Source organism: Kitasatospora sp. NBC_01246 (genome assembly GCF_036226505.1).
Classification (GTDB): domain Bacteria; phylum Actinomycetota; class Actinomycetes; order Streptomycetales; family Streptomycetaceae; genus Kitasatospora.
Genome location: NZ_CP108484.1, coordinates 3,622,373 through 3,648,350, shown reverse-complemented (window position 1 = coordinate 3,648,350; position 25,978 = coordinate 3,622,373). Strand labels below are relative to the sequence as shown.

Below are 25,978 nucleotides of genomic sequence, written 5' to 3'. Positions count from 1 at the left end.
CCGGCCCCGAAGTCCGTTCGTATCCCGAAGGAGCAGTGGCACATGGTGGCGTCCCGCGACGAGGCGGACTTCGACTACGACGTGGTCGTGATCGGCTCGGGCTTCGGTGGTTCGGTCTCCGCGCTGCGGCTGACCGAGAAGGGCTACCGGGTCGCCGTCCTGGAGGCCGGGCGGCGCTTCGAGCGCGACGAACTGCCCCGGAACTCCTGGGACCTCGCCAAGTACCTGTGGGCGCCCAGGCTCGGCCTGTACGGCATCCAGCGGATCCACCTGCTGGCCAATGTGATGATCCTGGCGGGCGCCGGGGTCGGCGGCGGCTCGCTGAACTACGCGAACACCCTGTACGTGCCGCCGAAGGCGTTCTTCGAGGACCGCCAGTGGCGCCACATCACGGACTGGCAGGAGGAGTTGGCGCCGTTCTACGACCAGGCGCAGCGGATGCTCGGGGTCCGGCTCAACCCGACCGTCACCCCGTCCGACGTCCATCTGAAGGCGGCCGCCGAGAAGATGGGCGTCGGGGACACCTTCCACCTGGCCCCGGTCGGGGTCTTCTTCGGCGACGGGAAGGACTCCGACGGCGCGGTCGGGGCGGCGCCCGGCGAGGAGGTGGCCGATCCGTACTTCGGCGGGGCCGGCCCGGCCCGGCGGGCCTGCGTGGAGTGCGGCGAGTGCATGACCGGGTGCCGGCATGGTGCCAAGAACATGCTCACCGAGAACTACCTGTACCTGGCCGAGCGCGGTGGCGCCGAGATCCACCCGCTCACCACGGTGGCCCGGATCCGCGAGCACGGCGAGGGCTTCGCGGTGGACGTCCGCCGGACCGACGCCCGCTCCACGACCGACCGGGTCAAGGCGGGCGCGCGGACGATCACCGCCGCCCGGGTGGTGGTCGCGGCCGGCACCTACGGCACCCAGTCGCTGCTGCACCGGATGCGCGACGGCGGCCACCTGCCGCGGCTCTCCGCCCGGCTCGGCGAGCTGACCCGGACGAACTCCGAGGCGCTGGTCGGCGCGCAGACGACCGACCGGCGCTACGGCAGCCGGGCGGACTTCACCAAGGGCGTCGCGATCACCTCCTCGATCCACCCGGACGCGAACACCCACATCGAGCCGGTGCGCTACGGCAAGGGCTCCAACGCGATGGGCGCGCTGTCCGTCATGCAGGTCAAGGGCGGCGGGAAGGGCCCCCGCTGGCTGCGCTACCTGGGCACGGCGGCCCGCCACCCGGTGACCTTCGCGCGGTCGATGAACCAGCACCGCTGGTCGGAGAAGACCATCATCGGCCTGGTGATGCAGTCGCTGGACAACTCGATCACCGTCTCGCTGAAGACCAAGGGCCTCGGCAAGGGCCAGCTGACCTCCACCCAGGGCCACGGCGCGCCCAACCCGAGCTGGATCCCGGCGGCCGAGCAGGGCGCCCAGGCGCTGGCCGCCGAGATCAACGGGTTCGCGGGCAGCACCGTCGGCGAGATCTTCGACATCCCGATGACCGCCCACTTCCTCGGCGGCTGCCCGATCGGCGACTCCGCCGAGACCGGCGTGGTCGACCCGTACCACCGGCTCCACGGCCACCCCGGGATCAGCGTGGTGGACGGTTCCGCGGTCTCCGCCAACCTCGGGGTGAACCCCTCGCTGACGATCACCGCGCAGGCCGAGCGGGCCATGTCGATGTGGCCCAACAAGGGCGAGGCGGACGGCCGCCCGGCTCCGGGCGAGGCCTACCGGCGGGTCGCGGCGGTGGCGCCGGTGCGTCCGGCCGTGCCGGCCGAGGCCTTCGGTGCGCTGCGACTGCCGCTGCTCGCCGTTCCGGTGGTGCCCAAGAAGCGTGACCCGGAGGTCTCCTGACGCTCCGCCGGTCCGATCGGCAGCCGTGGCCGGTGCCGGTTGACAGCCGTCCGGGCACGATGGGATAAACGGGCTCCCTGGGGGGACCAGGGAGCAACCGTTCACGGGGGGGTCGGGGTCCATGGCCATCTGCGCATCGTGCGGCGCGGCTTCGGGGGAGGGGGCGCTCGGCTGTGCCTCGTGCGGGCGGCCGCTGCTGCCGCCGCCCCCGCCGCCGCCCGCCCCGCCCGCGGCACCGCCCGCCGGGTTCACGCCTCCGCCGCCCGCCGCACCACCGGCCCCGCCCGCCTTCGCGCCGCCGGCGGTGGGCAGTTGGGGCACCGGCCGGCCCTACGACCCGGCCACCGCGCGCCCGGCCGTCCTGCGGGGGCTGACCGGCGCGGACTGGCGGCCGGCGTTCAAGGTGATGGTCGCGCCGACCGCGGTGCTCTTCCTGGCGGCGCTGATCGCGGCGGTCCCGGACGACTACACCTTCTTCTACCTGTTCCGGGCGCCGTCCTTCGGCGAGCGCTTCGGTGGTGCGCTGGCCCTCGCGCTGGCCGCCCTCGGCGCGCCGTTCGAGTTGGGCTTCACCGGCGGGGGCCGGTACGGGGACGGTGGCGGCGAGGCGCTCGTCCGGGCGGTGCCGATGACGGTCACCGCGCTCTGGCTGCTCGCGCTCTGGATCGGTCTGCGGGCCGCCGCGCGCCGTCGCCAGGCCGGTACCGGTGAGCAGTGGACCAGCCGGCAGGCGGCCGCCGAGGCGCTGCGGACCGCGGTGGCCGCGGCGGCGGTGACCCTGCTGATCGGCCTGGTCGCCGGCGCCGACTGGCACCCGGGGACCTCCGACGGCCGGTTCGACGTGGACGACTACGCCGGCTCGTTGGGCGGTGTGACGTACTCGGCCGACTCCGGCTGGCTCCAGGCGGTCGGCTGGACGGCGCTGCTGGCCGGGCTGGTGGCGTTCGCCGTCCACGGGACGGACGCGCTGCGCTGGGCGGCCTGGCGCAACCGGGCGGTACGCGGCTGGGCGGTGGCCGCGCTGGCGGCGGGCCGTGCGCTGACGATGACGATCGGACTCGCCTCGCTGGTCGGCTTCGTGCTGATCGCCGTCCAGGGCGAGGGCGGCGAGGCCGGCGCCTCGCTGGCCGTGCTGCCGAACGTCGGTCTGCTGCTGCTCGGCCTGGGGTCGGCGGCGACGCTGAAGGTGGGCAGCGGCGGGAGCCCCTCCACCGCGGACCCGGACTGGGAGTCCGGCCCGCGTGACAACGGCGAGTTCTCCTTCTTCGACCTGCACGGGGAGAGCGCCGACTGGCGGTGGACCGGCCTGCTCGCGCTGGCCGCGGTGGCCTTCCTCGGGTGGACGGCGTACCGGCGGCGGCTGGACGCGGCCGACCGGCTCCGGCTGGCGGTGGTGTACGCGGCGGGGCTCAGCCTGCTGATGGCGATCGCCGGCGCGGTGGTCTCGACGAGTTCCACCACGACGTACTCCGGGCGGCAGCGGGAGTTCGGCGCCGAGTACGCGGTGGGGCTGGCCTTCGCCACCGTACTGGCGGTCAATGTGATCTGGGCGGCGATCGGCGCGCTGGCGGTGCCGCCCTTGCTGGCGGCCACGGGCGGCGGCCGGGCCCAGGCGGTGCCCGGCGCGGCGCCGCAGGACGCGCCGTACCAGGGGGCGCCCGCTCCGGCCCGCGCGCCGCAGGAGGCGGGGATCGCGCCGGAACCCGATCTGCGGCCGGGGGTGAGCGAGGTGATCGGTTCGCACGAGGAGCCGCCGGCGAGGCCGTCCGGCGGGGTGCCGCCCGCGCGGTCGCCGGGCGAGGACGAGCCGGTCGACCCGAGCGTCTGGCGCAAGCAGCAGTAGCGGTCGAGGGGCGCGTGGCCAGCAGCCGCGCGCCCCTCACGTGTCCGTGCGGCTCGGCCGACCGCCGCCGGAACGCGGTCGCGGGCCGGCGGCGGTGGCGTGGTCGGCAGCGGTGGCGCGGCCGGAGCGGTGCGGAACCGGGCGCTCCGCCCCCGAACAGGGCAAAGGGCCCCGCGGGGGAACGGGGCCCTTTGTCGCTCAGCACTCGGCGTCAGGGCTGCGCCGGTGCTGGGGGTGACGGCGCCGGGGGAGGAGCGCCGTCGCGTCGAATGGCTTCTGGGTGGTGCCGGCGCGGCACCGGCATGAGGTGGGCCGGTCGCGCAGGGCGGGTACGCACGCGGCGGGGCGGGCCGGCGCGCATGCCTGCACCGGACTCTCGCTCACGGAGCGTGAGGTGATAATCGTTGCCATCGCGGGTCTCGGAGGCATCGGGACGGCACTCCGCGGGGGCCTTCGGTTGCCGGGAGAACCTCTTCCAAGCAGCATCGTGCTGGACGAAGGGCTTGCTCTGCAACCGATTCGGCATGATTCGGCACAGTCCATTTTCGTCCCGGCCGGGGCGCGGCGGCCGTTCGGACCGGCTCGGCGGTCCGCCGGGAGGCGCGGGGCAGGCGCTGTCGATGATCACCGTGCGTAGTGGTGGTGCTGCAGCGCACAGGGAAGCGCACGGTGGCGCGGGGACGGTGAACGGTGCGCGCCCGGGGCGCGCCGGGGTGCGGCGGCCGGTACCCGGGCGTCCCCGGGGCCGGCCGCCCCACCTCCTTGGGTGTCCAGTCACGGCCGGGGTCGCTGTCCCCTGCTGGCCGGCCGCTGCACCCGCGCGCGGTCCCACGGCGCAGCGCTCCCGGCGGGGCCGGGACAGCGGCTGCGCCACGCGCGCCGGTGGACTGGGATGAGCTCCACGCGTGGTCCTGCTAGCCCGCACGGCGGCGCCCCTGCCGGGGCGGAGGCGGCGCACCTGGCGGGCGCGGCGCGGTCGTGCGTTCGTCAGATGCAACGAAGCGGCCGCCCGGCCGGTCACGGTCTCCTGGACGTGCAGACGAGTGAAACCGGCCAGCCCGGTAGACTCGTGCCCAGACCCCCGCCCGTCGCCGCCGCCGTCCCTCCGGGGGCGTGCTCCGCGACACCTCTAGATACCGCTGCCGGAAGGCCGTCCGTGTCCTCTGCTATTCCCGACCAGTCCGCGCCTGAGACCGACACCGTCCTGGTCGTCGACTTCGGTGCCCAGTACGCCCAGCTCATCGCCCGTCGGGTGCGTGAGGCCCGGGTCTACAGCGAGATCGTGCCGAGCAGCATGCCGGTCGCGGAGATGCTCGCCAAGAACCCGAAGGCGATCATCCTCTCCGGCGGTCCCTCGTCGGTCTACGAGCAGGGCGCGCCGCAGCTCGACCGCGCGATCTTCGAGGCCGGGGTGCCGGTCTTCGGCATGTGCTACGGCTTCCAGCTGATGGCCAAGACGCTCGGCGGCACCGTCGACAACAGCGGTGCGCGTGAGTACGGCCGCACCCCGCTGACGGTCTCCCGCACCGGCTCGACCCTGTTCGAGGGCGTCCCGGCGCAGCACTCGGTGTGGATGTCGCACGGCGACGCCTGCTCCGCCGCGCCCGAGGGCTTCACCGTCACCGCCTCCACCGGGGTGGTCCCGGTCGCGGCCTTCGAGAACGACGAGGCCCGCCTCTACGGCGTGCAGTACCACCCCGAGGTGCTGCACTCCGACCACGGCCAGCAGATCCTGGAGCACTTCCTCTACCGCGGCGCCGGCATCGCGCCGACCTGGACCACCGGCAACGTGGTCGACGAGCAGGTCGCGCTGATCCGCGCCCAGGTCGGCGACAAGCGCGCCATCTGCGGCCTCTCCGGCGGCGTGGACTCCGCGGTCGCGGCCGCCCTGGTCAACAAGGCCATCGGCACGAAGCTGACCTGCGTCTACGTCGACCACGGCCTGATGCGCAAGGGCGAGACCGAGCAGGTCGAGAAGGACTTCGTCGCGGCCACCGGTGTGCAGCTGAAGGTCGTCGACGCGCAGGAGCGCTTCCTGAACGCGCTGAAGGGCGTCAGCGACCCGGAGGAGAAGCGCAAGATCATCGGCCGGGAGTTCATCCGGGTCTTCGAGCAGGCCCAGGCCGAGATCGTGGCCGAGGCCGGCGAGCACGGCGAGTCCGTGGACTTCCTGGTCCAGGGCACCCTGTACCCGGACGTGGTGGAGTCCGGCGGCGGTACCGGCACCGCCAACATCAAGTCCCACCACAACGTCGGCGGCCTGCCCGAGGACCTGCAGTTCCAGCTGGTCGAGCCGCTGCGCAAGCTCTTCAAGGACGAGGTCCGGATGGTCGGCCAGGAGCTCGGCCTGCCGGAGGAGATCGTCCAGCGCCAGCCGTTCCCGGGCCCCGGCCTGGGCATCCGGATCGTCGGCGAGGTCACCAAGGAGCGCCTGGACCTGCTCCGCGAGGCCGACGCGATCGCCCGCGAGGAGCTGACCGCGGCCGGCCTGGACCGTGAGATCTGGCAGTGCCCGGTGGTGCTGCTCGCGGACGTCCGCAGCGTCGGCGTCCAGGGCGACGGCCGGACGTACGGCCACCCGATCGTGCTGCGCCCGGTCTCCTCCGAGGACGCCATGACGGCGGACTGGTCGCGCCTGCCGTACGACGTGCTGGCGAAGATCTCCACCCGGATCACCAACGAGGTCGCCGATGTGAACCGCGTGGTGCTGGACTGCACCAGCAAGCCGCCGGGCACCATCGAGTGGGAGTAGGCACTCCCCGCCGGCCCTGAACCGGCATTGAACGGCCGCGCCGTCGTTCCCGTACACAAGGGAGCGACGGCGCGGCCGTTCGCGGTGGCGGACCGGGGCACCGGGCGCCCGCCGGGTGGGATCTCCCACCGAAAGCGCTCACGAGCGTGCAGAATGCGGACCGGACCTGTCAGGTGATGGCGGGCCGTGAAGGAAGGTGTGAGGGATGTCGGAGGCCAGCAGCTCCGTGGCGACCAGCAGCTCCACGGCGGCGGGCGACTCCACGGTGACCGGCGCGGTGGCGGCGGGCGGCGGCAGGGCCGGGCGACTGGCCCAGCGCAAGGCGGCCGCCTCCCGGTACGCGCTGCTGCCGCTGCGGATCTTCCTGGGCGTCACCTTCGTCTACGCGGCGCTGGACAAGCTCGCCGACTCGCACTACCTGGCCGGCGCGGGCGACCCGGCGTCGTTCGTCTCGCAGACCCAGGCGGCCAAGGGCTCCAGCCCGATCTCGTTCCTGCTCGGAGCCGCGCTCGACGCGCCGACCCTGTTCGCGCTCGCCGTCGCCTTCGGCGAGCTGGCGGTCGGCCTCGGCACCCTGCTCGGCCTCTGGGGCCGGGTCGCGGCGCTCGGCGGCGCGCTGATCAACCTGAGCCTCTGGCTGACCGTCAGCTGGAACGTCTCGCCGTACTACCTCGGCAACGACCTGGCCTACCTGATGGCCTGGACCCCGCTGGTGCTGGCCGGCACCCCGTACCTCTCGCTGGACGGCTACCTGGCCCGGCGGGCCGCCCGGGACCGCGAGCGCGGGCTGCGCGAGCAGCACGTCCGGCGGCGGGCCCTGATGGACGGTGGGATCGCGGCCGTCGCGATCGGCGGCGCCGGGCTGCTCACCGGCTCGCTGACCGCCACCTTCGGCCGGGACAAGAAGGCCGTCGGCCCCTCGGCCGCGCCGGCGCCCGCCGGACCGCCCGTCTCGGTGGACGCCGCGAGCGTCCCGGTCGGCGGCTCGGCCCAGGTCAAGGACCCGGCCACCGGTGACGCGGTCTACATCGTCCAGCCCAAGGCCGGCCAGTACTGCGGGCTCTCCTCGATCTGCACGCACTCCGGCTGCGCGGTCGACGCGCCGAAGAACGGCCAGTTCTACTGCCCGTGCCACGGCTCCCGGTTCGACGCGGCCACCGGCGCGGTGGTCAACGGCCCGGCCACCAAGCCGCTGCCCCGGTACGGGGTCACCAAGGACGGCGACAAGCTGAACCTCGGGCCGCTGCAGAGCTGAGCTGCGCGGCCCCCGCCGGGGCGCGCCCGTCAGGGCGCGTCCTGGTCCCGCGGCTCCGGACGGCCGCGCCGCACCGCCGCCGCGACCGCCCCGGCCAGCCCGCCGACGCCGAGCACGATGAAGGTCACCGGGATGACGATCCGGCCGTTCACGGAGACGTCGTTGATCGCCGCCACCAGGTAGAGCACCGCGATCACGGTGAACAGGCCTCCCGCGATCAGCGAGAACAGGTCGAGCTGGTGCTTCCTCACGACTGGACCACCTTGATGTCGCCGAGCCCGACCCTCAGCGAGAGGACGAGCGTGCCCTTGGATGCCTGACCGTTCACCGGGTGCAGTTGGAAGCCGCGGGAGCTGTTGCCGCTGACCTCGTCCGACCCGGGCACCTTGACGTTGCCCAGCCCGACCCTGGTGTCCAGGCTCACCGTCACGTCCGGCGGCACCACCACGGTGAGCTGCCCCGCGCCGAGGTCGACGGTGCTGTGCAGGGTGGCACCGGCCGGGTCCAGCCCGCTGAGGTCCAGCCGGCCGTTGCCGAGTCCGAGCGTGTACCGGTCGTCCAGGTCGCCCGCCGAGACGACCGTCCAGTCGCGGTCGCCGACGGCGTTCTGGACCGAGAACGACGAGCCGTGGGTGAACGCCAGCGCCAGGGTGAGCAGCAGGCCCGGGACGACCAGCCGGCGGGCCCGGCCGAACTTGGCGCCCACCAGCAGGGTCAGCCCGACCACCAGCAGCGCGGTGGCCAGTACCGTGCCGGTCACCACTTCGGCGCCGCCGTGGGCGGAGGCCGACCAGACCGCGCTGGCCGCGCCGACCGCCAGGAGCAGCCCGATCAGGCCGAGCGGCGAGCGCTCGTGCCGGCGGTGCACCACCACCGGCCGCGGCGGCGGAGGGGCGGCCGGACCGCCCTTGCGCAGCGGGTCGCCCTCGGGCAGGTCGGGGCGCTGCCACCAGGGCTGCGCGGGGCCGCCGGGAGGAGGCGTGGCGGTTGCGCCGTACGGGTTGCGCTCGGGGTGGCGGGGGTCCCACAGGTAGCCGCTCGGGCCCGCGTGCGGGGTGTCGGCCGGCACCGTGCCGGATGCCCGCTCCCGGGCGTGCCGCTCGCGGGCCCGCTCGCCCTCGTCGGTGCGCGGCCAGGAGTGGTCGGCGGGGGCCGGCTCGGCCTCCGGGAACCACCGGTCGTACGGGCCGTGCCGCCGGTCCCGGCCGCGTCGGCGCCCGCGCGGCCGGCCGTGGCGCCGCTCCGGGTCGTAGCGGACCGCCAGGAAGACCAGGGCCCCGAGCAGCAGCAGCGGGAACATGGTGTCCCCGTCGCCCATCGAGGCGAAGAAGACGCCGGTGCCGATCACGGTCAGCAGCACCGCGCCGATCGACTGGCCGTCCACCCGGCCGGTGAGCACCCGCTGGAGCTCGGTGCGGCCGCCCTTGCTGCCGCCCCGGCCGTCCGGGACCGGCTCGGTCGGGATGATCAGCCAGGCCAGCCCGTACAGGAAGAGCCCGAGGCCGCCGGAGAGGCAGAGCACGACCGTCACCACCCGGAAGACCACCGGGTCGATGTCCAGGTGCCGGCCCAGGCCGCCGCAGACCCCGGCCACCACGCGGTGGTGCTCGGTGCGGTTCAGCGGCGGGCGGTCGGGTGCCGGGGGGGCGCTCGTCCCGGTCTCCTGGATGCGGTGGTCCTCGGTCATGCCCACCATCCTGGTGGCTCCGGCGGCGCCGCCCAACCGGTGCGAGCCCTGTCCGTACCCTGACTTGTCCCTGAGAGGGATGGGGGCTCCACCCTGATGCGCCCGGGCCCGCGTGCGTGGAACCATCGGTGCCGTGGCAGCACCCGGTACCGATCCCCGCCCCCTCGTCCCCGACCCCGTGTCGGCGGCCGTCGCCGACCCGGCCGTGCCCGGCAGCGAGCGCCCGCCGTACCGGCGGCTCTACCGGAGCCCCCAGGGCCGGATGCTCGGCGGCGTCGCGCACGGGCTCGCGGTGCACCTCGGGCTGCCGGTCGCCTGGGTCCGGGTCGCCTTCGTGCTGCTCTTCTTCGCGCAGGGGATCGGCGCACTGCTGTACGCGGCGTTCTGGTTCGTGGTGCCGATCGGCATCGGCGAGCCCGCGCAGCGCGGCGGCGCGCACTGGGTCTACGTCAACGGCGCCTTCGTGCCGGCCGGCTCCTGGCAGGCCTCCGGGGCGTCGGGGGCGGAGCTGAGCAAGGGTCGGCGCGGCTGGATCGGCCGGCTGCGCGAACTGCTGCAGCACGCGCTGCAGGGCGAGCCCGCCACGGCGGTGGCCGAGCCGGGCGGGGAGCCCGCCCCGGGGCGGGCCGGGCGGCGCCAGGGCGGTCTGGGGCAGCTCGCCGCGCTGGTCATGGTGGTGATCGGGCTGATCGCCCTGCTGAACGCGCTCGGCGTGCAGACCGCCCGGCCGTACACCTGGCCGCTGCTGGCGATCGGCGTCGGTGTCGCGCTGGTCTGGCGGCAGGCCGACGACTCCCGCTGGCAGCGCTGGTTCGGCCTGGAGGAGGGCGAGAAGCGGCGCGGGGCCTACACCCGGGTCGGCGGCGGTGTGCTGCTGGTGGTGGCCGGCACCATCGCCTTCCTCGCCATGCAGGGCAGCGGCTCCACGCTCGGCTCGGTGGTGGAGGCCTCGCTGGCGGTGCTGGCCGGCGTCCTGGTGCTGGTGGGCCCGTACGCGCTGCGGATGTGGCAGGACCTCGGCGCCGAGCGGACCGCCCGCATCCGCGCGCAGGAGCGCGCCGAGATCGCGGCCCACGTCCACGACTCGGTGCTGCACACCCTGACCCTGATCCAGCGCCGGGCCGAGGACCCGAAGGAAGTGCTGCGGCTCGCCCGGGCCCAGGAGCGCGAGCTGCGGCTCTGGCTCTACCGCCCGGAGGCGGTCGCCGAGGACGCGCCGGACACCATGGCGGAGAGCCTGCGCGCGGTGGTCGCCGAGGTCGAGGACCGGCACGGCGTTCCGGTCGAGCTGGTCGTCGTCGGCGACTGCCCGATGGACGAGCGGATCGCCGCGCAGATGCAGGCCGCGAGGGAGGCGACGGTCAACGCGGCCAAGTACGGTGGCGGGGGACCGGTCCAGGTCTACGCCGAGGTGGAGGGAGAGACGGTGTCGGTGTTCGTACGCGACCACGGCCCCGGCTTCGACCCCGACACGGTGCCCGAGGACCGGATGGGTGTCCGCGAGTCGATCATCGGCCGGATGAAGCGCAACGGCGGCACCGCACGGGTGCGGCCCGCGCCGGACGGCGGCACCGAGGTCGAGTTGGAGATGGAGAGAACGAATGACTGACGCAGCGCCGACGGGAGGGACCCCGGCCGAGGGCGGGGGGAGGGTCGCGCGGGTCGTACTGGTCGACGACCACCGGATGTTCCGGACGGGGGTGCGGGCCGAGATCGGGCGCACCGAGGTCACCGGCATCGACGTGGTCGGCGAGGCCGACGACGTGGAGTCGGCGGTCCGCGTGGTCGCCGAGACCAGGCCCGACGTGGTGCTGCTCGACGTCCACCTGCCGGGCGGCGGCGGGGTCGAGGTGCTGCGCCGCTCGGCCGGGCTGATGGGCGAGCAGGTGAAGTTCCTGGCGCTGTCCGTCTCGGACGCCGCCGAGGACGTCATCGGCGTGATCCGCGGCGGTGCCCGCGGCTACGTCACCAAGACGATCACCGGCACGGACCTGGTCAACGCCGTCTTCCGGATCGCCGACGGCGACGCGGTGTTCTCGCCGCGGCTGGCCGGCTTCGTGCTGGACGCCTTCGCCGCCACGGACACCCCGCCGGTGGACGAGGACCTCGACCGGCTGACCCAGCGCGAGCGCGAGGTGCTGCGGCTGATCGCGCGCGGCTACGCGTACAAGGAGATCGCGAAGCAGCTGTTCATCTCGGTGAAGACGGTGGAGAGCCACGTCTCGGCCGTGCTGCGCAAGCTCCAGCTGAGCAACCGGCACGAGCTGACCCGGTGGGCCACCGCCCGCCGCCTGGTCTGACGGCCCTCGCGACGCCGCTCGCGCCAGGGCCGACGGCCCTCGCGAGGCCGCCCGCCCGGCCCGGATTCCTCCGGGCCGGGCGGGCTTGTCAGTGCGGGGCCATAGACTCGGAGTGCCATGAGTAGCCTCTTTGACGACCTCCCGCTCCCCGGTTTCGAGGCCCCCGCCGCCGGGTCGAAGCAGCAGCCCGCCGCCGCCCCGACGACGCAGGAGCCGCCGCCGTTCGAGGACGACGTCCCGTACGACGCGTACGAGGAGGCGATCCCCGAGGGGCTGTTCCAGACCGACCACGCGGCCCAGGCCGAGCGGGACGCCTTCTACCGCAACGGCGCCGCCCGCCCGGTGGTGGACCCGGCCCAGCTGCTGGAGGGGATGAACGACCCGCAGCGCGAGGCGGTCCTGCACGCGGGCTCGCCGCTGCTCATCGTGGCCGGCGCCGGCTCCGGCAAGACGCGCGTGCTGACCCACCGGATCGCCCACCTGCTGGGCGCCCGCGGGGTGCAGCCGGGCGAGATCCTGGCGATCACCTTCACCAACAAGGCGGCCGGCGAGATGCGCGAGCGCGTCGAGCAGCTGGTCGGGCCGCGGGCCCGGGCGATGTGGGTGTCCACCTTCCACAGCGCCTGCGTGCGGATCCTGCGCCGGGAGAGCAAGCTCCTCGGCTTCACGTCCTCGTTCTCGATCTACGACTCGGCCGACTCGCAGCGGCTGATGTCCCTGGTCTGCCGGGACCTCGACCTGGACCCGAAGCAGTTCCCGCCGAAGTCCTTCACGGCCAAGGTCAGCAACCTCAAGAACGAGCTGATCGACGAGGAGACGTACGCCGACCAGGCGGCCAACCCGATGGAGAAGAAGCTGGCCGAGGCCTACTTCCTCTACCAGCGGCGGCTGCGCGAGGCCAACGCGCTCGACTTCGACGACATCATCATGACGACGGTGAACCTGCTCCAGGCCTTCCCCGACGTCGCGGAGCACTACCGGCGGCGGTTCCGGCACATCCTGGTCGACGAGTACCAGGACACCAACCACGCCCAGTACATGCTGGTCCGGGAGCTCAGCGGGGGCTCCGCCGCGACCGCGCCGAAGCGCACCGTGGACGGCGACTACGTGGACCCGGCCGCCGGACGGCTGGCCGAGGTGCCGCCGGCCGAGCTGTGCGTGGTCGGTGACGCGGACCAGTCGATCTACGCCTTCCGCGGTGCGACGATCCGCAACATCCTCCAGTTCGAGGAGGACTACCCGAACGCGACCACGATCCTGCTGGAGCAGAACTACCGCTCCACGCAGACCATCCTGAGCGCCGCCAACGCCGTCATCGAGCGGAACACCAGCCGCCGAGAGAAGAAGCTCTGGACGGCCGGCGACCACGGCGAGAAGGTCGTCGGCTACGTCGCGGACGACGAGCACGGCGAGGCCCAGTTCATCGCCGACGAGATCGACCGGCTGACCGACCGGGGCGAGGCCAAGCCCGGCGACGTCGCGATCTTCTACCGGACCAACGCCCAGTCCCGGGTGTTCGAGGAGGTGTTCATCCGGGTCGGCCTGCCGTACAAGGTGGTCGGCGGGGTGCGCTTCTACGAGCGCAAGGAGGTCCGGGACGTCCTGGCGTACCTGCGGGTGCTCTCCAACCCGGAGGACACCGTGCCGCTGCGCCGGATCCTCAACGTGCCCAAGCGCGGCATCGGCGAGCGGGCCGAGGCGATGATCGACGCGCTCGCCGGGCGCGAGCGGATCTCCTTCGCACAGGCGCTCCAGCGGGTCGACGAGGCGTACGGCATGGCCGCCCGCTCGGCGAACGCGGTGAAGAAGTTCAACGCCCTGATGGCCGGGCTGCGGCAGGTCGTCGAGTCGGGTGCCGGGCCCGCCGCGGTGCTGGAGGCGGTGCTGGAGGAGACGGGCTACCTCGCCGAGCTGCAGTCCTCCACGGACCCGCAGGACGAGACGCGGGTGGAGAACCTCCAGGAGCTGGCCTCCGTCGCCCTGGAGTACGAGCAGGACCCGGGCGAGCGGCCCGACGCGGGGGAGGACGACGCGCCGCCGGTCGGCTCGCTGGCCGACTTCCTGGAGCGGGTCGCGCTCGTCGCGGACTCGGACCAGATCCCGGACGAGGACGAGGAAGGCCGGGGCGTCATCACGATGATGACCCTGCACACCGCCAAGGGGCTGGAGTTCCCGGTGGTCTTCCTGACCGGCATGGAGGACGGCATCTTCCCGCACATGCGGGCGCTCAACCAGGTCAAGGAGCTGGAGGAGGAGCGCCGGCTCGCGTACGTCGGCCTCACCCGGGCGCGGGAGCGGCTCTACCTGACGCGTTCGGTGCTGCGCAGTGCCTGGGGGCAGCCCTCCTACAACCCGGCCTCGCGGTTCCTGGAGGAGATCCCGGACACGCTGGTGGAGTGGAAGCGGACGGGCGCGGCGTCGGTGCCGGCCTCGCGCGGGTACTCCTCGGGGTCGTCCTGGGGCGGGAAGTCCGCCGGTTCGGGCGGCTCCTCCCGGGGCGCGTCGCGCGGTGCGGCGGCGACGGCCTCACCGAAGGCGGGCTGGGGGCAGTCGGCCCGGCGGTCCGGTACGGCGGTCGAGCGCGAGGTCGTGGCCCTGGCGGTGGGGGACCGCGTCACCCACGACACCTTCGGCCTGGGCACCGTGGTGGCCACCGCCGGTGTCGGCGACAAGGCGCAGGCCACGGTGGACTTCGGGACGGAGGGGCGCAAGCAGCTGCTGCTGCGGTACGCGCCGGTGGAGAAGCTGTAGGGCCCGGCGGCGCGGGCCCGGGGTTCCACCCGGGTCCGCACCGGGCCGGAGTGGGCGCGACCGGCCCGGCGGGGCGGGCCGGGGTCGGGGTGGCCGGCTTGGCGGGTCGGGGAGGGTGCGGCCCGGCGGGGCGCGGTCAGCGGGGGTCGACGCCCTGGGCGAGGAACCACGGCAGTGGGTCGACGGGGGCGCCGCCGCCGGCCGGGCGGATCTCGAAGTGCAGGTGCGGGCCGGTGCTGTTGCCGCTGCTGCCGACGAAGGCGATGACGTCGCCCGCCTTCACGGTCCCCTTGCGGATCTTGTACGACCGCAGATGGCAGTACCAGGCCTCGGTGCCGTCGGCCATCTTCAGTATCGACATGTAGCCGTACGACGGGTTCCACTGCGTGCGGATGACGCCGTCCGTGACCGCCATGACCTGGGTGCCGCCGTCGACGGGGAAGTCGATGCCGGTGTGGCGGGCCGCCCAGTGCGTGCCGGACGCACCGAACATCTCGCCGAGCCCGCGCTGGGCGACCGGGAGGACGACCTTCGGGAGCTCGGGCTCCGGCGCCGGGGCCGGAGCGGCGAGCGCCGTCCCGCCCGCCGGGCCGGCGGGCTGGGTGCCGGAGAGCGGAGCGCGGGCGTCGCCGCGGGATGCCTGGTCGGCCTCGCCCGCGGCGAGGACCTGCTGGGCGGCGGCCCTGGCGGGCGCGGTGTCCGGGGCCTCGGCGGCCTGCTCGGGGGCCCGGCCGGCCGCCTGCGCACGCTGCTGGTCGGCCTCGCCCTGGACGGTCGCGGCGGCTGCCCCGGCCACTCCGAGGGCGGCCATCGACGGCAGCGCGACGCGCAGCAGAGCGGTCCGGGTGGCGGCCTTGGCGGCGCCGCGGCGCTGGGCGCGCGACTGCTCGCGGGCGGCCACCCGCAGCTCCGCACGGGTCGGGCGGGCGGCTGCGTCGGGAGCCATCGGGGGCTGCCTCCTCGGTGGACCTCGGGCACATCGTCGGGCGAGGGGAAGGGCGAGGGGAGGGACGGACGGAAAGGCGAGGGGAAAACAGCCGAGACTGTAGCCGTAACGCCGGGATCCGGACAAAAGTCCGTATGTCAAGAGGGGAGTTGGCGGCCTGCGGACGGAGCCGTCGGGGTCTACCCGTCGGTAGCAAGGGGTGGGCCTGTGATTTTGCCCTCCTCTTGAGGGGCGGCACGGTCAGTCCGCCCGGGTGACGCTAACCTCCCCTCAGGTTGTTATTGCTGGTTAACCGCGCCCGTGCCCGACGAGGTCCGGTGGGTGGTGGACGACGAAGTCCAGGAGGCAGTGATGGGTGTGTCAGGCCCGATCCGTGTGGTGGTCGCCAAGCCCGGGCTCGACGGTCACGACCGCGGCGCCAAGGTCATCGCGCGTGCCCTGCGTGATGCCGGTATGGAGGTCATCTACACCGGCCTGCACCAGACGCCCGAGCAGATCGTCGACACCGCGATCCAGGAGGACGCGGACGGCATCGGGCTGTCGGTCCTGTCCGGGGCGCACATGACGCTCTGCGCGCGGGTGCTGGAGCTGCTGCGGGAGCGCGAGGCGGAGGACATCAAGGTCTTCTGCGGCGGCATCATCCCGGAAGAGGACATCGTCGAGCTCAAGGCGATGGGCGTCGCGGACATCTTCACCCCGGGGACGCCGACCCGGGACGTGGTGGCCTGGGTCGAGGCGAACCTGCGGGCCGCGAGCTGACCCCTCGGGCGGAGGTGTTCCGCGGGGCGCGCGCCTGCCGGGTACGCGCCCGCCGAAGTGCGCGCCTGCCGTAGCGCGCCCGCTGCGGGCGAGCGGCTGCTTCCACCGTGCGCCTGCTTCGACCGTGTGCCAGCCGGGTGCGTGCCCGAGGGGTGCGCGCCGGTGGGGTGCGCCTGCCGAGTGCTGGGCCGGGCCGGTACGGGACACCCCCGTACCGGCCCGGCCGCGTTCCGGCGCGGGCGGTCAGGCGCCGAGTTCGGCGAGCATCGCCTCCCGGAAGCGCAGGGTGCCGGCCAGCCGGGAGAAGGTCTCGGCCCAGGCGCCGGCGGGCGCCGCCTCGGCGGCCAACTCCTCGACGGCGGTGGCCGTTGCGGGGGAGAGCGCGCGCTCCGTCATGCCGAGCACCCCGCTGTGGCTCCACGGGTACGCCCCGGAGGCGGCCGCCCGGGCGAGCGCCGCGACGACGGCGGTGGACAGCGGCGGGGACCACGGAGCCGCGCAGGCCCCGAGCAGTTGGAAGGCCTCGCCGAGGCCGTGCACCTCGATGAACGCGGCCGTCCAGACGGCGCGTTCGGTGGGCGGGAGGACGGCGAGCAGCTTGGCGGGGGCTCCGGTGCTCCGGGGGGCACGGGCGGCGCGGCCGCCGCGGGACCCCGGTGCGGGGGCCGGGGCGGGGCCCAGCAACGCCCGTGCCCAGTCGGCGTCCTGCTGGCGGACGGCGGCCCTGGCCCAGGCCTCGCGCAGGTCGTCGGCCCAGCTGCTGTCGCTCTCGTCGAGGCTGTCGCCCACCCGGAGCCCGAGCAGCCGGCCCGGCGTCAGACCGGTGGACTCCGGCCACAGCGAGAGCGGCGTGGCGGCGATCACCTCGCCGAACCACCAGGCCCGCTCGCCGCGCCCGGTGGGCGACTTGAGTGGTATGCCGTCGCGCTGCATCGCGGTGTCGCACTCGGTGGGCGGGGTGACGAGCAGGTGCGTGCCGCGCTCGGAGAGGCGGACGGCGGCCCGGGCGCGCTCGGCCATCCGGTGGGCGAGCGTGGAGCCGGGGAGGGTGGAGAGCAACTCGGCGGCGGTGGCCCGGACGTTCTTGCTGCGATCGCCCAACGCGGCTTCGAGGAAGGGCTCGTCGGCGAGCGACAGGCCGTCCTGGAGGGCGTCCAGGAAGAGCAGCCGGTCCTCGGCGCGCTCGGTGGGCCAGGTGCTCACCAGCAGGGCGAGGCCGGCGGCCGGGTCGCTCCGGCGCAGTGCGGTCAGATGGGTGACGCGCTCGGCGAAGAGCCCCTCGTGCCAGAGGTGGTGGTCCCCGGGAGCGGCGGCCGCCGCTCCGTCGGGTCCGTCCGGTCCGTCGGGTCCGTCCGGTCCGCCGGGCGCGTCCGTGGTGGTGCGGAGGACGAAGCGCCAGTCGGCGTTCCGGGCGGCGAGCCAGCGGCCCAGGGGGCCGGCCAGCGCCACGGCGTCGGGGCGCAGCTCGGTCCGGCCGCGGGCGGCGTCCAGCAGGGCCGGTACGGCGGCGGCGGGTGGGCGGAAGCCCCGGGCGCGGGCGGTGGCGAGCCACTGCGGGAGCAGTTCGGTGAGATTGGCGAGGGTGCCGGGAGATCCGGCGCCCCGGCTGCCGAGCAGGAGGGTGAGCCGGCGGGCCGCGGGGGTGGGCAGTTCGGGCCGGTGGTCCTCGGGGGCGGGGGCGGCAAGCAGGGCGGTGACGGCCTCGCCGGCGGGGGCCGGGCGGGCTCCGGCGCGGCGGCGGACGGTCTCCAGGGCGGCGAGTTCGAGCAGGGCGGTGGCCGGGTCGGTGCGGTCGACGGCCAGGTGGGCGGCGGAGTCACCGGCGGCCGGGGGCGGCAGGGGGCGGCGGTCGGTGCCGAGGAGGGCGGTGGTGTGGAGGGACTCCCAGGGGTCGGTCGGGGTCGGGGCGGTGGGCGGCACGCGGGGCTCCTGCGGGTCGGTGGGTGCTGGTCGGAGGCTCTCGGGCGGGTGGGGCGCCGGGGCCCGCGGCGGGCCCGTGGGCCGCGCGGGCCGGTCCCCGCTTCGGGGGCCTACCCGGTGGTGAGGTCGATCGGGCGGTGGTCCGCGCCCCAGGCGGTGACCGGGGCGAAACCGTGGTGGCCCTGCTCGCCGAAGACGGTGAGGGGGCGGCCGGTGGAGACGGCCGCGAGGCGCCAGAGGGCCGCTTCGGGGGTGGCACCACGGTGGATCGGGAGCGTGTGCCGGCCGTCGGTGAGCTGCCAGCCGTCGGGGGTGAGGACCGGGACGACGCCGGTCAGGACGGCCGGCCAGGCGTCGAGCCAGGGATCGTCCGCGACGGCGTCGCCGTAGGCGGCGACCGCTTCGGCGGGGGTGAGCCCGGGCGGCGGGGCGGCGGGGCCCTGGCCGGGGGCGTCGTAGCGGGTGCCGAGGGCGGCGCGCAGGGGGCGGGCCCCGGGGTGGAAGGCGAGTTCGGCCTCCAGCAGGTGGCCGGTGGGGAGGGCGAGGTCGGGGGCCCGGCCGGGGCGGCCGAAGGCGAGGAGCAGGGCGGCCCGGCCGGTCTTCGCGCCGCGCAGCCAGAGCCGGCGGGTGGTGAGGCGTTCGTCCGCTGCGCCGTCCAGCGGGGAGGTGCGGCTGCCGAGGACGTACCAGCGGTCGCGGACGGTGGGGCCGGCCAGTACCTCGGCGGCGTCGGTGGTGTAGCCGACCCGGGCCCGGACGGTGGCGGCCAGCGGGGCGGGCAGGTCGTCGATCCGGGTGGCGGCGGTGGCGAGCAGATGGAGCATGGCGTACTCCTCCAGGAGGTCGGGCCCGGTGACGGCGTCGAGTTCGCGGACGCGGGTGGCGAGGCCGGGGGCCTGGGCGTCGACCATCCGGGCGGCGACCTCCTCCCAGGGGCCGGCGGCGGACGGGTCCGCGAGGCCGTGGCGGACCCGGTCGGCCAGCCGCAGACGCAGCTCACCGGCGCCGGCGGCCACCCGGGCGTGGCGCTTCTCGGCCCGGCGGAGGGCGGCGGCCGGGTCGGCCGCGGCGGTGGCGCCGGTCGCCCGCCGCTCGGCGCGGTCGCGGCGCTCGGCCAGCCAGTCGGACGCCCAGTCGGAAGGCTCGCCGGCCGGGACGGCCTCGGGGGTGCCGCTCCAGAGCAGCAGCAGCCCGAGCGCGTGCTTGCAGGGGAACTTCCGGCTCGGGCAGGTGCACGAGTAGGCGGGCGTGGCCAGCTCGACGGCGGTGCGGTAGGGCGTCCGGCCGCTGCCCCTGCACTCGCCCCAGAGCGCGGCGCCGTCGGTGCCCGTGGCCGACCAGGGCGCGGGCGAGGAGAGCTTGCCCGCGGCCTTCTGCGAGCTCGCGTCGGGTGCCAGGGACAGGACGTGTTCGGTGCTCCAGCGTTCCTCCATGCCGACGACGGTAGGCGGAGGGACTGACAGGCCGGGTGGTCGAACTGAGGTCCGGTCAGGAATGTCAGTGGTCCGGTGCAGGGTGGTTCCCACAGGCCGGGACGCCGACCTGGCTCCCCCCGATCACCTCGCCGCCCGCCACCGGTGTGTCCGGCGGCCGACCCGAAGGAGCCCCCTGATGACCGACGTTCTGCGGCAGCACGCGGAGGACGCCTTCGCGGCGGAACTGGCCGCGCTGGCCGCGCAGGACGACCGCCCGCGTCCCGAGCGCTGGAAGCTCTCGCCGTGGGCCGTCGCCACCTATCTGCTCGGTGGCGAGCTGCCGGACGGCACCGTGGTCACCCCCAAGTACATCGGCCCGCGGCGGATCGTCGAGGTCGCCGTGACGACGCTGGCCACGGACCGGGCGCTGCTGCTGCTCGGCGTGCCCGGCACCGCGAAGACCTGGGTGTCGGAGCACCTCGCGGCGGCGATCAGCGGCGATTCGACCCTGCTGGTGCAGGGGACGGCCGGTACGCCGGAGGAGGCCGTCCGGTACGGCTGGAACTACGCCCAGCTGCTGACCAACGGTCCGAGCCGGGCGGCGCTGGTGCCCTCGCCGCTGATGCGGGCGATGGCGGACGGGAAGATCGCCCGGGTCGAGGAGCTGACCCGGATCCCGGCGGACGTCCAGGACAGTCTGATCACCATCCTGTCGGAGAAGACGCTGCCGATACCGGAGCTGGGCGGCGAGACGCAGGCCGTGCGCGGGTTCAACCTGATCGCCACGGCGAACGACCGGGACCGCGGCGTCAACGAGCTGTCGAGCGCCCTGCGCCGACGGTTCAACACCGTGGTGCTGCCGCTCCCCGGCTCGCTGGAGGAGGAGGTGGACATCGTCACCCGGCGGGTCGACCAGCTCGGCCGCTCGCTGGAGCTCGCCCCACTGCCCGGTGGAGCCGAGGAGATCAGGCGGGTGGTGACGGTCTTCCGGGAGCTGCGGGCCGGCCTCACGGTGGACGGCCGGACGAAGGTGAAGACGCCGAGCGGCACGCTGTCGACGGCCGAGGCCATCTCGGTGGTGACCAACGGTCTGGCGCTGGCCACCCACTTCGGGGACGGCGTGCTGCGGGCCGGCGACGTCACGGCCGGCATCCTCGGCGCCGTCGTCCGGGATCCGGTGGCGGACCAGGTGGTCTGGCGCGAGTACGTCGAGGGCGTGCTGCGCGAGCGGGACGGCTGGAAGGACTTCTACCGCGCCGCCCGGGAGAACGCCCGCTGACGCCATGGCAGTTCATGGCGGGTCGCGGCAGTTCAAGGCGGTCCAAGGCAGTTCAGAGCAGTGCTGAGCAGTTCGATTCAGTCCGAGTCAGTTCGAGGCACGAGGAGGGAGGGCGCGATGAGCGCGGAGGTGACGCTGCTGGGCGTACGGCACCACGGTCCCGGCTCGGCCCGCGCGGTGGCCGCCGCACTGGAGCAGTTGCGGCCGGACGCGGTGCTGATCGAGGGCCCGCCGGAGGCCGATCCGATCGTCGGGCTGGCGGCCGAGAAGGACATGGTGCCACCGGTCGCCCTGCTCGCCCACGTCGTGGACGACCCGGCCAGGGCCGCTTTCTGGCCCTATGCCGAGTTCTCCCCGGAGTGGGTGGCGATCCGGTACGGACTCGACGCCGGTGTACCGGTCCGCTTCATCGACCTCCCGGCGGCCTACGGCCTCGCCGAGGAGCGGGAGCAGCCGGAGCAGGGGGAGCAGCCGGAGCGGGCGGCGGACCCGATCGGGATGCTCGCCGAGGCCGCCGGCAGCGACGACCCGGAGCGCTGGTGGGAGGACGTGATCGAGCACCGCTCGCCCGGTACCGACGCGCTGGCCCCGTTCGCCGCGGTCGCCGAGGCGATGGCGGCGCTGCGCGAGGACGTCGCGCCCGGCGGGGCCGTCCGGCGCGACGACCTGCGGGAGGCGTACATGCGCCAGCAGATCCGGGCCGCCAAGCGGGCCGGGCACCGGCGGATCGCCGTGGTCTGCGGGGCGTTCCACGTCCCGGCGCTGGCCGTGCTGCCGACCGTCGCGCACGACCGGGCGGTGCTGGCCGGCCTGCCGAAGAAGGTGCGCACCGACATCACCTGGGTGCCGTGGACGCACCGCCGGCTCTCCCAGCAGAGCGGTTACGGCGCCGGGATCGTCTCGCCGGGCTGGTACCACCACCTGTTCACCACCACGGGTGATCCGGTGCCGCTCTGGTTGACCAGGGCCGCCGACCTGCTGCGGGCCGAGGACCACCCGGTCTCCTCGGCGCACGTGATCGAGGCCGTCCGGCTGGCCCGGACGCTGGCGGTGATGCGCGGCCGCCCGCTCGCCGGCCTGACCGAGACCCTGGACGCCGTCCGCTCGGTGATGTGCGACGGCTCGGACGTCGCGCTGGCGCTGGTGCACGACCGCCTGGTCACCGGGGACGTCCTCGGTGGGGTGCCGGACGGCGCCCCGGCGGTGCCGTTGCAGCGGGACCTGACCCGGCTGCAGCGCTCGCTGCGGCTGAAGCCGGCGGTCGAGCCGCGGGAGTTGGACCTGGACCTGCGCAAGGAGAACGACGCGGCCCGCTCCCGGCTGCTGCACCGGCTGCGGCTGCTCGGCATCGACTGGGGCGTGCCGAGCCGCTCCGCCGTCACCTCGACGGGCACCTTCCGGGAGAGCTGGCGGCTCTGCTGGCAGCCCGAGTTCGCCGTCCGGATCGCCGAGGCCGCCCAGTGGGGCACCACCGTCGAGGAGGCGGCGACCGGCCGGGCGGTCGGCGCGGCGCGGGCCGCGGTGGAGCTCGCCGAGCTGACCGCCCTGGTCGAGACCTGCCTGCTGGCCGGGCTGGCCGACGCGCTGCCCGCCGTGATGCGGATCCTCGCCGACTGCGCCGCGCTCGACACCGACGTCGCCCAGCTGGCCGGGGCGCTGCCGGCGCTGGTCCGCGCGCTGCGCTACGGCGACGTCCGCGGCACCGACCACCGTGCGCTCGGTGAGGTCGCGACCGGCCTCGCCGACCGGATCTGCGTCGGGCTGCCGCCCGCCTGCACCGGGCTGGACGCGGCCGGCGCGGAGGCGGTGAGCGGCCGGCTCGACGAGGTGCACGGCGCGATCGGCCTGCTGGAGCCGGGCAGCGGGCTCGTCGACCGGTGGGCCGGGACGCTGCGGGCGCTCGCTCGCCGCGAACCGGTCGGCGGTCCGGCCACGGGCGTGCCCGGCCTGCTGCGCGGGCGCGCCGTCCGGCTGCTGCTGGACGACGGACGGCTCGACTCCGAGGAGGCCGGCCGCCGGATGGGCCTCGTCCTCTCGGCGGCCAACGCCCCGGCGGACGCGGCCGGCTGGGTGGAGGGCTTCCTCAGCGGCGGCGGCGCCCTGCTGCTGCACGATCCCCGGCTGCTCGGCCTGCTCGACGGGTGGCTGACGGCGGTGCCGGCCGCGGTCTTCACCGATGTGCTGCCGCTGCTGCGCCGCACCTTCTCCGCGCTGGAGGCGGGCGTCCGCACCACCGTCGGCAGCAGGGTCGCGGCCGGTCCGCTGGGCACCGAGCCGGTGGCGGCGGCGGGCACGGGCCCCGAGCTGGATCCGGCCCGCGCCGACGCGGCGCTGCCCGTGGTCGCCCTGCTGCTCGGCCTGCCCGGCTGCCCCGTCCACCCCGCGGGGCCGCCGCGGATCCCCCGACAGGCCGAGGGCCGCGACACCTGACCCCGCACCCGACGCGCCCGACCCGACGCACCCGACCCGACGACGCACCTGACCCGATGGACCGGAAGGAGCACCCGATGGCAGAGGCCACCACCCCCGCCGCTCCCGTCACCCTCGCCGCCGAGGAGCGGCTGCGCCGCTGGCGGCTGGTGCTCGGCGGCGAGGCGGACGGCACCGGCAGCGCGCTGCGCGGCCGGGACGCCGCGATGGACGGCGCGCTCGCCGCGCTGTACCGGGGCACGCCGCAGGAAGGCCGGGCCGGGCGGTCCGGCCGGCGCACCGCGGGGCTGGGCGGTTCGGCGCCGCAGGTGGCCCGGTGGCTCGGGGACATCCGCGAGTACTTCCCCACCAGCGTCGTCCAGCTGATGCAGCAGGACGCCATCACCCGCCTCGGCCTGGACCGCCTGCTGCTGGAGCCGGAGATGCTGGAGGCCGTCGAGCCCGACGTCCACCTGGTCGCCACCCTGCTCTCGTTGAAGCACGCGCTGCCCGAGACCACCCGGGAGAGCGCCCGTGCGGTGGTCGGCAAGGTGGTCGCGGAGCTGGAGCGCCGGCTCGCCGACCGCACCCGGGCCACCCTGGGCGGCGCGCTGGACCGCAGCGCCCGGGTGAACCGCCCGCGCCACCGCGACATCGACTGGGACCGCACCATCCGGGCCAACCTGAAGAACTACCTGCCCGAGCACGGCACCGTCGTCCCCGAGCGGCTGGTCGGCTACGCCCGGGCGCAGCGCGCGGTGAAGAAGGACGTCATCCTCTGCGTCGACCAGTCCGGCTCGATGGCCCCCTCGGTGGTGCACTCGGCGGTGTTCGGCGCGGTGCTGGCCTCGATGAGGACGCTGGACACCCGGCTGGTGGTCTTCGACACCTCGGTGGTCGACCTCACCGAGCAGCTCGGCGACCCGGTGGACGTCCTGTTCGCGACCCAGCTCGGCGGCGGCACCGACATCAACCGCGCGCTGGCCTACTGCCAGTCGAGGATCACCCGCCCGTCCGAGACCGTCGTGGTGCTGATCAGCGACCTCTACGAGGGCGGCATCCGGAACGAGATGCTCAAGCGGGTGGCGGCGATGAAGGCGGCCGGCGTCCAGTTCGTCGCGCTGCTCGCGCTCTCCGACGAAGGGGCGCCCGCGTACGACCACGCGCACGCGGCCGCCCTGGCCACGCTCGGCGCCCCCGCGTTCGCCTGCACGCCGGACGCGTTCCCGGACGTCATGGCGGCGGCGATCGAGAAGCGGCCGATCCCCGTCCCGCCGCAGGGCGGGTAGCGACCGGGTGCGCGGGTTCACCCGGACGAGCGAACCCGGGCCCGGCCCCACCGCTGATCTGCGCACCTGCTGAGCAGGGCGCGCGGCAGCCGGTCGGGGCCTGGCTGTGACGGTTCTCACCCAAGCCGGGCCGGTCCCGGGCGAAACACGCCTGCCGTCCGGGGATAACCTGCCAGACGGACGTGACGCGCGTGTTGATTGACGTGTGCGCCCGTGGCTGTGTGGGCCGCAAGGCCGTACCTCTGCGTACCCGCACCGCCCCGACGACCCGCAGCGAAGATCCTGCCGTGGCACGCTCGTAGAGACACAATCCGCGACCACGAACAAGGACAAACACGTGGACCTGTTCGAGTACCAGGCGAGGGACCTCTTCGCCAAGCACGGGGTTCCCGTGCTTGACGGTGATGTCATCGAGACCGCCGCAGACGCTGCCGCCATCGCGGAGCGCTTCGGCGGCCGCGCCGTCGTCAAGGCTCAGGTGAAGGTGGGCGGCCGAGGCAAGGCCGGTGGCGTGAAGCTCGCCGCCGACCCGGCGGACGCCGTCGCCAAGGCCGAGGCGATCCTCGGGATGGACATCAAGGGCCACACCGTTCACAAGGTGATGCTGGCCCAGACGGCGGACATCAAGGAGGAGTACTACGTCTCCTTCCTGCTGGACCGCACCAACCGCACCTTCCTGGCCATGGCCAGCGTGGAGGGCGGTGTGGAGATCGAGGTCGTCGCGGAGGAGAACCCCGAGGCGCTCGCCAAGATCCCGGTCGACGCCAACGAGGGCTGCACCCCGGAGAAGGCCGCCGAGATCGTCGCCGCCGCGAAGTTCCCGGCGGAGATCGCGGACCAGGTCGCCGATGTCCTGCAGAAGCTCTGGGTCGTCTTCATCAAGGAGGACGCCCTCCTCGTCGAGGTCAACCCGTTGATCAAGTCCGGCGACGGCAAGATCATCGCGCTCGACGGCAAGGTCTCCCTGGACGAGAACGCCGAGTTCCGCCAGCCCGAGCACGAGGCGCTCGAGGACAAGGCCGCCGCCAACCCGCTGGAGGCGGCGGCGAAGGCCAAGGGCCTGAACTACGTCAAGCTCGACGGCCAGGTCGGCATCATCGGCAACGGCGCGGGTCTCGTCATGAGCACCCTCGACGTGGTCGCCTACGCGGGCGAGAGCCACGGCGGCGTCAAGCCCGCCAACTTCCTCGACATCGGTGGCGGCGCGTCCGCCGAGGTCATGGCGAACGGCCTGGAGATCATCCTGGGCGACCCCGACGTCAAGTCGGTCTTCGTCAACGTCTTCGGTGGCATCACCGCGTGCGACGCCGTCGCGAACGGCATCGTGCAGGCCCTGGCCCTGCTGGAGTCCAAGGGCGAGAACGTCTCCAAGCCGCTGGTCGTCCGCCTGGACGGCAACAACGCCGAGCTTGGTCGCAAGATCCTCGACGACGCCAACCACCCGCTGGTGCAGCGCGTCGACACCATGGACGGCGCCGCCGACCGTGCCGCCGAGCTGGCCAACAAGTAAGGAAGGGGACTTAACACC

17 protein-coding genes are annotated in these 25,978 nt (G+C 74.6%); 12 read left to right on the top strand and 5 right to left on the bottom strand.

Annotation, left to right across the window (positions count from 1 at the left end; all coding sequences use genetic code 11):
- Positions 1-42: 42 nt before the first annotated feature.
- The 4 genes from OG618_RS15865 to OG618_RS15850 all read left to right on the top strand — a co-directional run bounded on the left by OG618_RS15865 (position 43) and on the right by OG618_RS15850 (position 7,695).
- Positions 43-1,845: a GMC family oxidoreductase gene (locus tag OG618_RS15865; protein WP_329488069.1), complete on the top strand. Its 1,803-nt coding sequence runs from the start codon at positions 43-45 to the stop codon at positions 1,843-1,845.
- Positions 1,846-1,966: 121 nt separating this feature from the next.
- On the top strand, positions 1,967-3,688 hold the full coding sequence (locus OG618_RS15860; protein WP_329488067.1) for a hypothetical protein: 1,722 nt from the start codon (positions 1,967-1,969) through the stop codon (positions 3,686-3,688).
- Positions 3,689-4,844: 1,156 nt separating this feature from the next.
- Complete coding sequence (gene guaA / locus OG618_RS15855; RefSeq protein ID WP_329488065.1) at positions 4,845-6,440, top strand: glutamine-hydrolyzing GMP synthase; 1,596 nt, start codon at positions 4,845-4,847, stop codon at positions 6,438-6,440.
- Positions 6,441-6,645: 205 nt separating this feature from the next.
- A complete protein-coding gene (locus OG618_RS15850) occupies positions 6,646-7,695 on the top strand; it encodes a Rieske 2Fe-2S domain-containing protein (RefSeq protein WP_329488063.1) in 1,050 nt (349 codons plus the stop codon).
- A 29-nt stretch (positions 7,696-7,724) separates the two neighbouring features.
- Here OG618_RS15850 and OG618_RS15845 read toward each other — a convergent pair whose 3' ends face one another.
- Positions 7,725-7,946 (bottom strand): hypothetical protein, encoded by a 222-nt coding sequence (locus tag OG618_RS15845; protein ID WP_329488061.1) that lies wholly within the window; start codon positions 7,944-7,946, stop codon positions 7,725-7,727.
- Positions 7,943-9,382 (bottom strand): PspC domain-containing protein, encoded by a 1,440-nt coding sequence (locus tag OG618_RS15840; protein ID WP_329488059.1) that lies wholly within the window; start codon positions 9,380-9,382, stop codon positions 7,943-7,945. Before OG618_RS15840 ends, OG618_RS15845 begins: the two co-directional genes overlap by 4 nt.
- A 262-nt stretch (positions 9,383-9,644) precedes the next feature.
- Between OG618_RS15840 and OG618_RS15835 the strand changes: the two genes are divergently transcribed.
- The 3 genes from OG618_RS15835 to pcrA all read left to right on the top strand — a co-directional run bounded on the left by OG618_RS15835 (position 9,645) and on the right by pcrA (position 14,433).
- Positions 9,645-10,991 carry a PspC domain-containing protein gene (locus OG618_RS15835; RefSeq protein WP_329492133.1) on the top strand — a complete coding sequence of 449 codons (1,347 nt, stop codon included), beginning with the start codon at positions 9,645-9,647 and terminating at the stop codon, positions 10,989-10,991.
- Positions 10,984-11,682, top strand: a complete 699-nt coding sequence (locus OG618_RS15830) for a response regulator transcription factor (protein WP_329488057.1) — start codon at positions 10,984-10,986, stop codon at positions 11,680-11,682. The genes OG618_RS15835 and OG618_RS15830 overlap by 8 nt, the downstream gene beginning before the upstream one ends.
- 117 nt (positions 11,683-11,799) lie before the next feature.
- Positions 11,800-14,433, top strand: a complete 2,634-nt coding sequence (pcrA, locus tag OG618_RS15825) for a DNA helicase PcrA (protein WP_329488056.1) — start codon at positions 11,800-11,802, stop codon at positions 14,431-14,433.
- A 136-nt stretch (positions 14,434-14,569) separates the two neighbouring features.
- On the opposite strand, the gene OG618_RS15820 is transcribed toward pcrA, so the two are convergent.
- A complete protein-coding gene (locus OG618_RS15820) occupies positions 14,570-15,379 on the bottom strand; it encodes a M23 family metallopeptidase (protein WP_329488054.1) in 810 nt (269 codons plus the stop codon).
- Positions 15,380-15,730: 351 nt separating this feature from the next.
- Between OG618_RS15820 and OG618_RS15815 the strand changes: the two genes are divergently transcribed.
- The gene (locus tag OG618_RS15815; RefSeq protein WP_329492132.1) at positions 15,731-16,138 is read left to right on the top strand and encodes a cobalamin B12-binding domain-containing protein; all 408 of its coding nucleotides are present in this window, start codon (positions 15,731-15,733) and stop codon (positions 16,136-16,138) included.
- A gap of 243 nt (positions 16,139-16,381) precedes the next feature.
- Here the strand turns inward: OG618_RS15815 and OG618_RS15810 are convergent, their stop codons facing one another.
- Positions 16,382-18,058, bottom strand: a complete 1,677-nt coding sequence (locus OG618_RS15810) for a DUF5691 domain-containing protein (protein WP_329488053.1) — start codon at positions 18,056-18,058, stop codon at positions 16,382-16,384.
- 110 nt (positions 18,059-18,168) lie between these two features.
- Entirely contained in the window at positions 18,169-19,491 is a 1,323-nt protein-coding gene (locus tag OG618_RS15805; RefSeq protein WP_329488052.1) for an SWIM zinc finger family protein, read from the bottom strand.
- A gap of 178 nt (positions 19,492-19,669) precedes the next feature.
- On the opposite strand from OG618_RS15805, the gene OG618_RS15800 reads away from it, so the two are divergent.
- The 4 genes from OG618_RS15800 (at position 19,670) to sucC (ending at position 25,960) form a co-directional block, all read left to right on the top strand.
- Positions 19,670-20,752 carry an ATP-binding protein gene (locus tag OG618_RS15800; RefSeq protein WP_329488051.1) on the top strand — a complete coding sequence of 361 codons (1,083 nt, stop codon included), beginning with the start codon at positions 19,670-19,672 and terminating at the stop codon, positions 20,750-20,752.
- Positions 20,753-20,869: 117 nt separating this feature from the next.
- The gene (locus tag OG618_RS15795; protein ID WP_329488050.1) at positions 20,870-23,182 is read left to right on the top strand and encodes a DUF5682 family protein; all 2,313 of its coding nucleotides are present in this window, start codon (positions 20,870-20,872) and stop codon (positions 23,180-23,182) included.
- 77 nt (positions 23,183-23,259) lie between these two features.
- Entirely contained in the window at positions 23,260-24,450 is a 1,191-nt protein-coding gene (locus tag OG618_RS15790; protein WP_329488048.1) for a VWA domain-containing protein, read from the top strand.
- A 337-nt stretch (positions 24,451-24,787) separates the two neighbouring features.
- Positions 24,788-25,960 (top strand): ADP-forming succinate--CoA ligase subunit beta, encoded by a 1,173-nt coding sequence (gene sucC / locus OG618_RS15785; RefSeq protein ID WP_329488047.1) that lies wholly within the window; start codon positions 24,788-24,790, stop codon positions 25,958-25,960.
- Positions 25,961-25,978 lie beyond the last annotated feature (18 nt).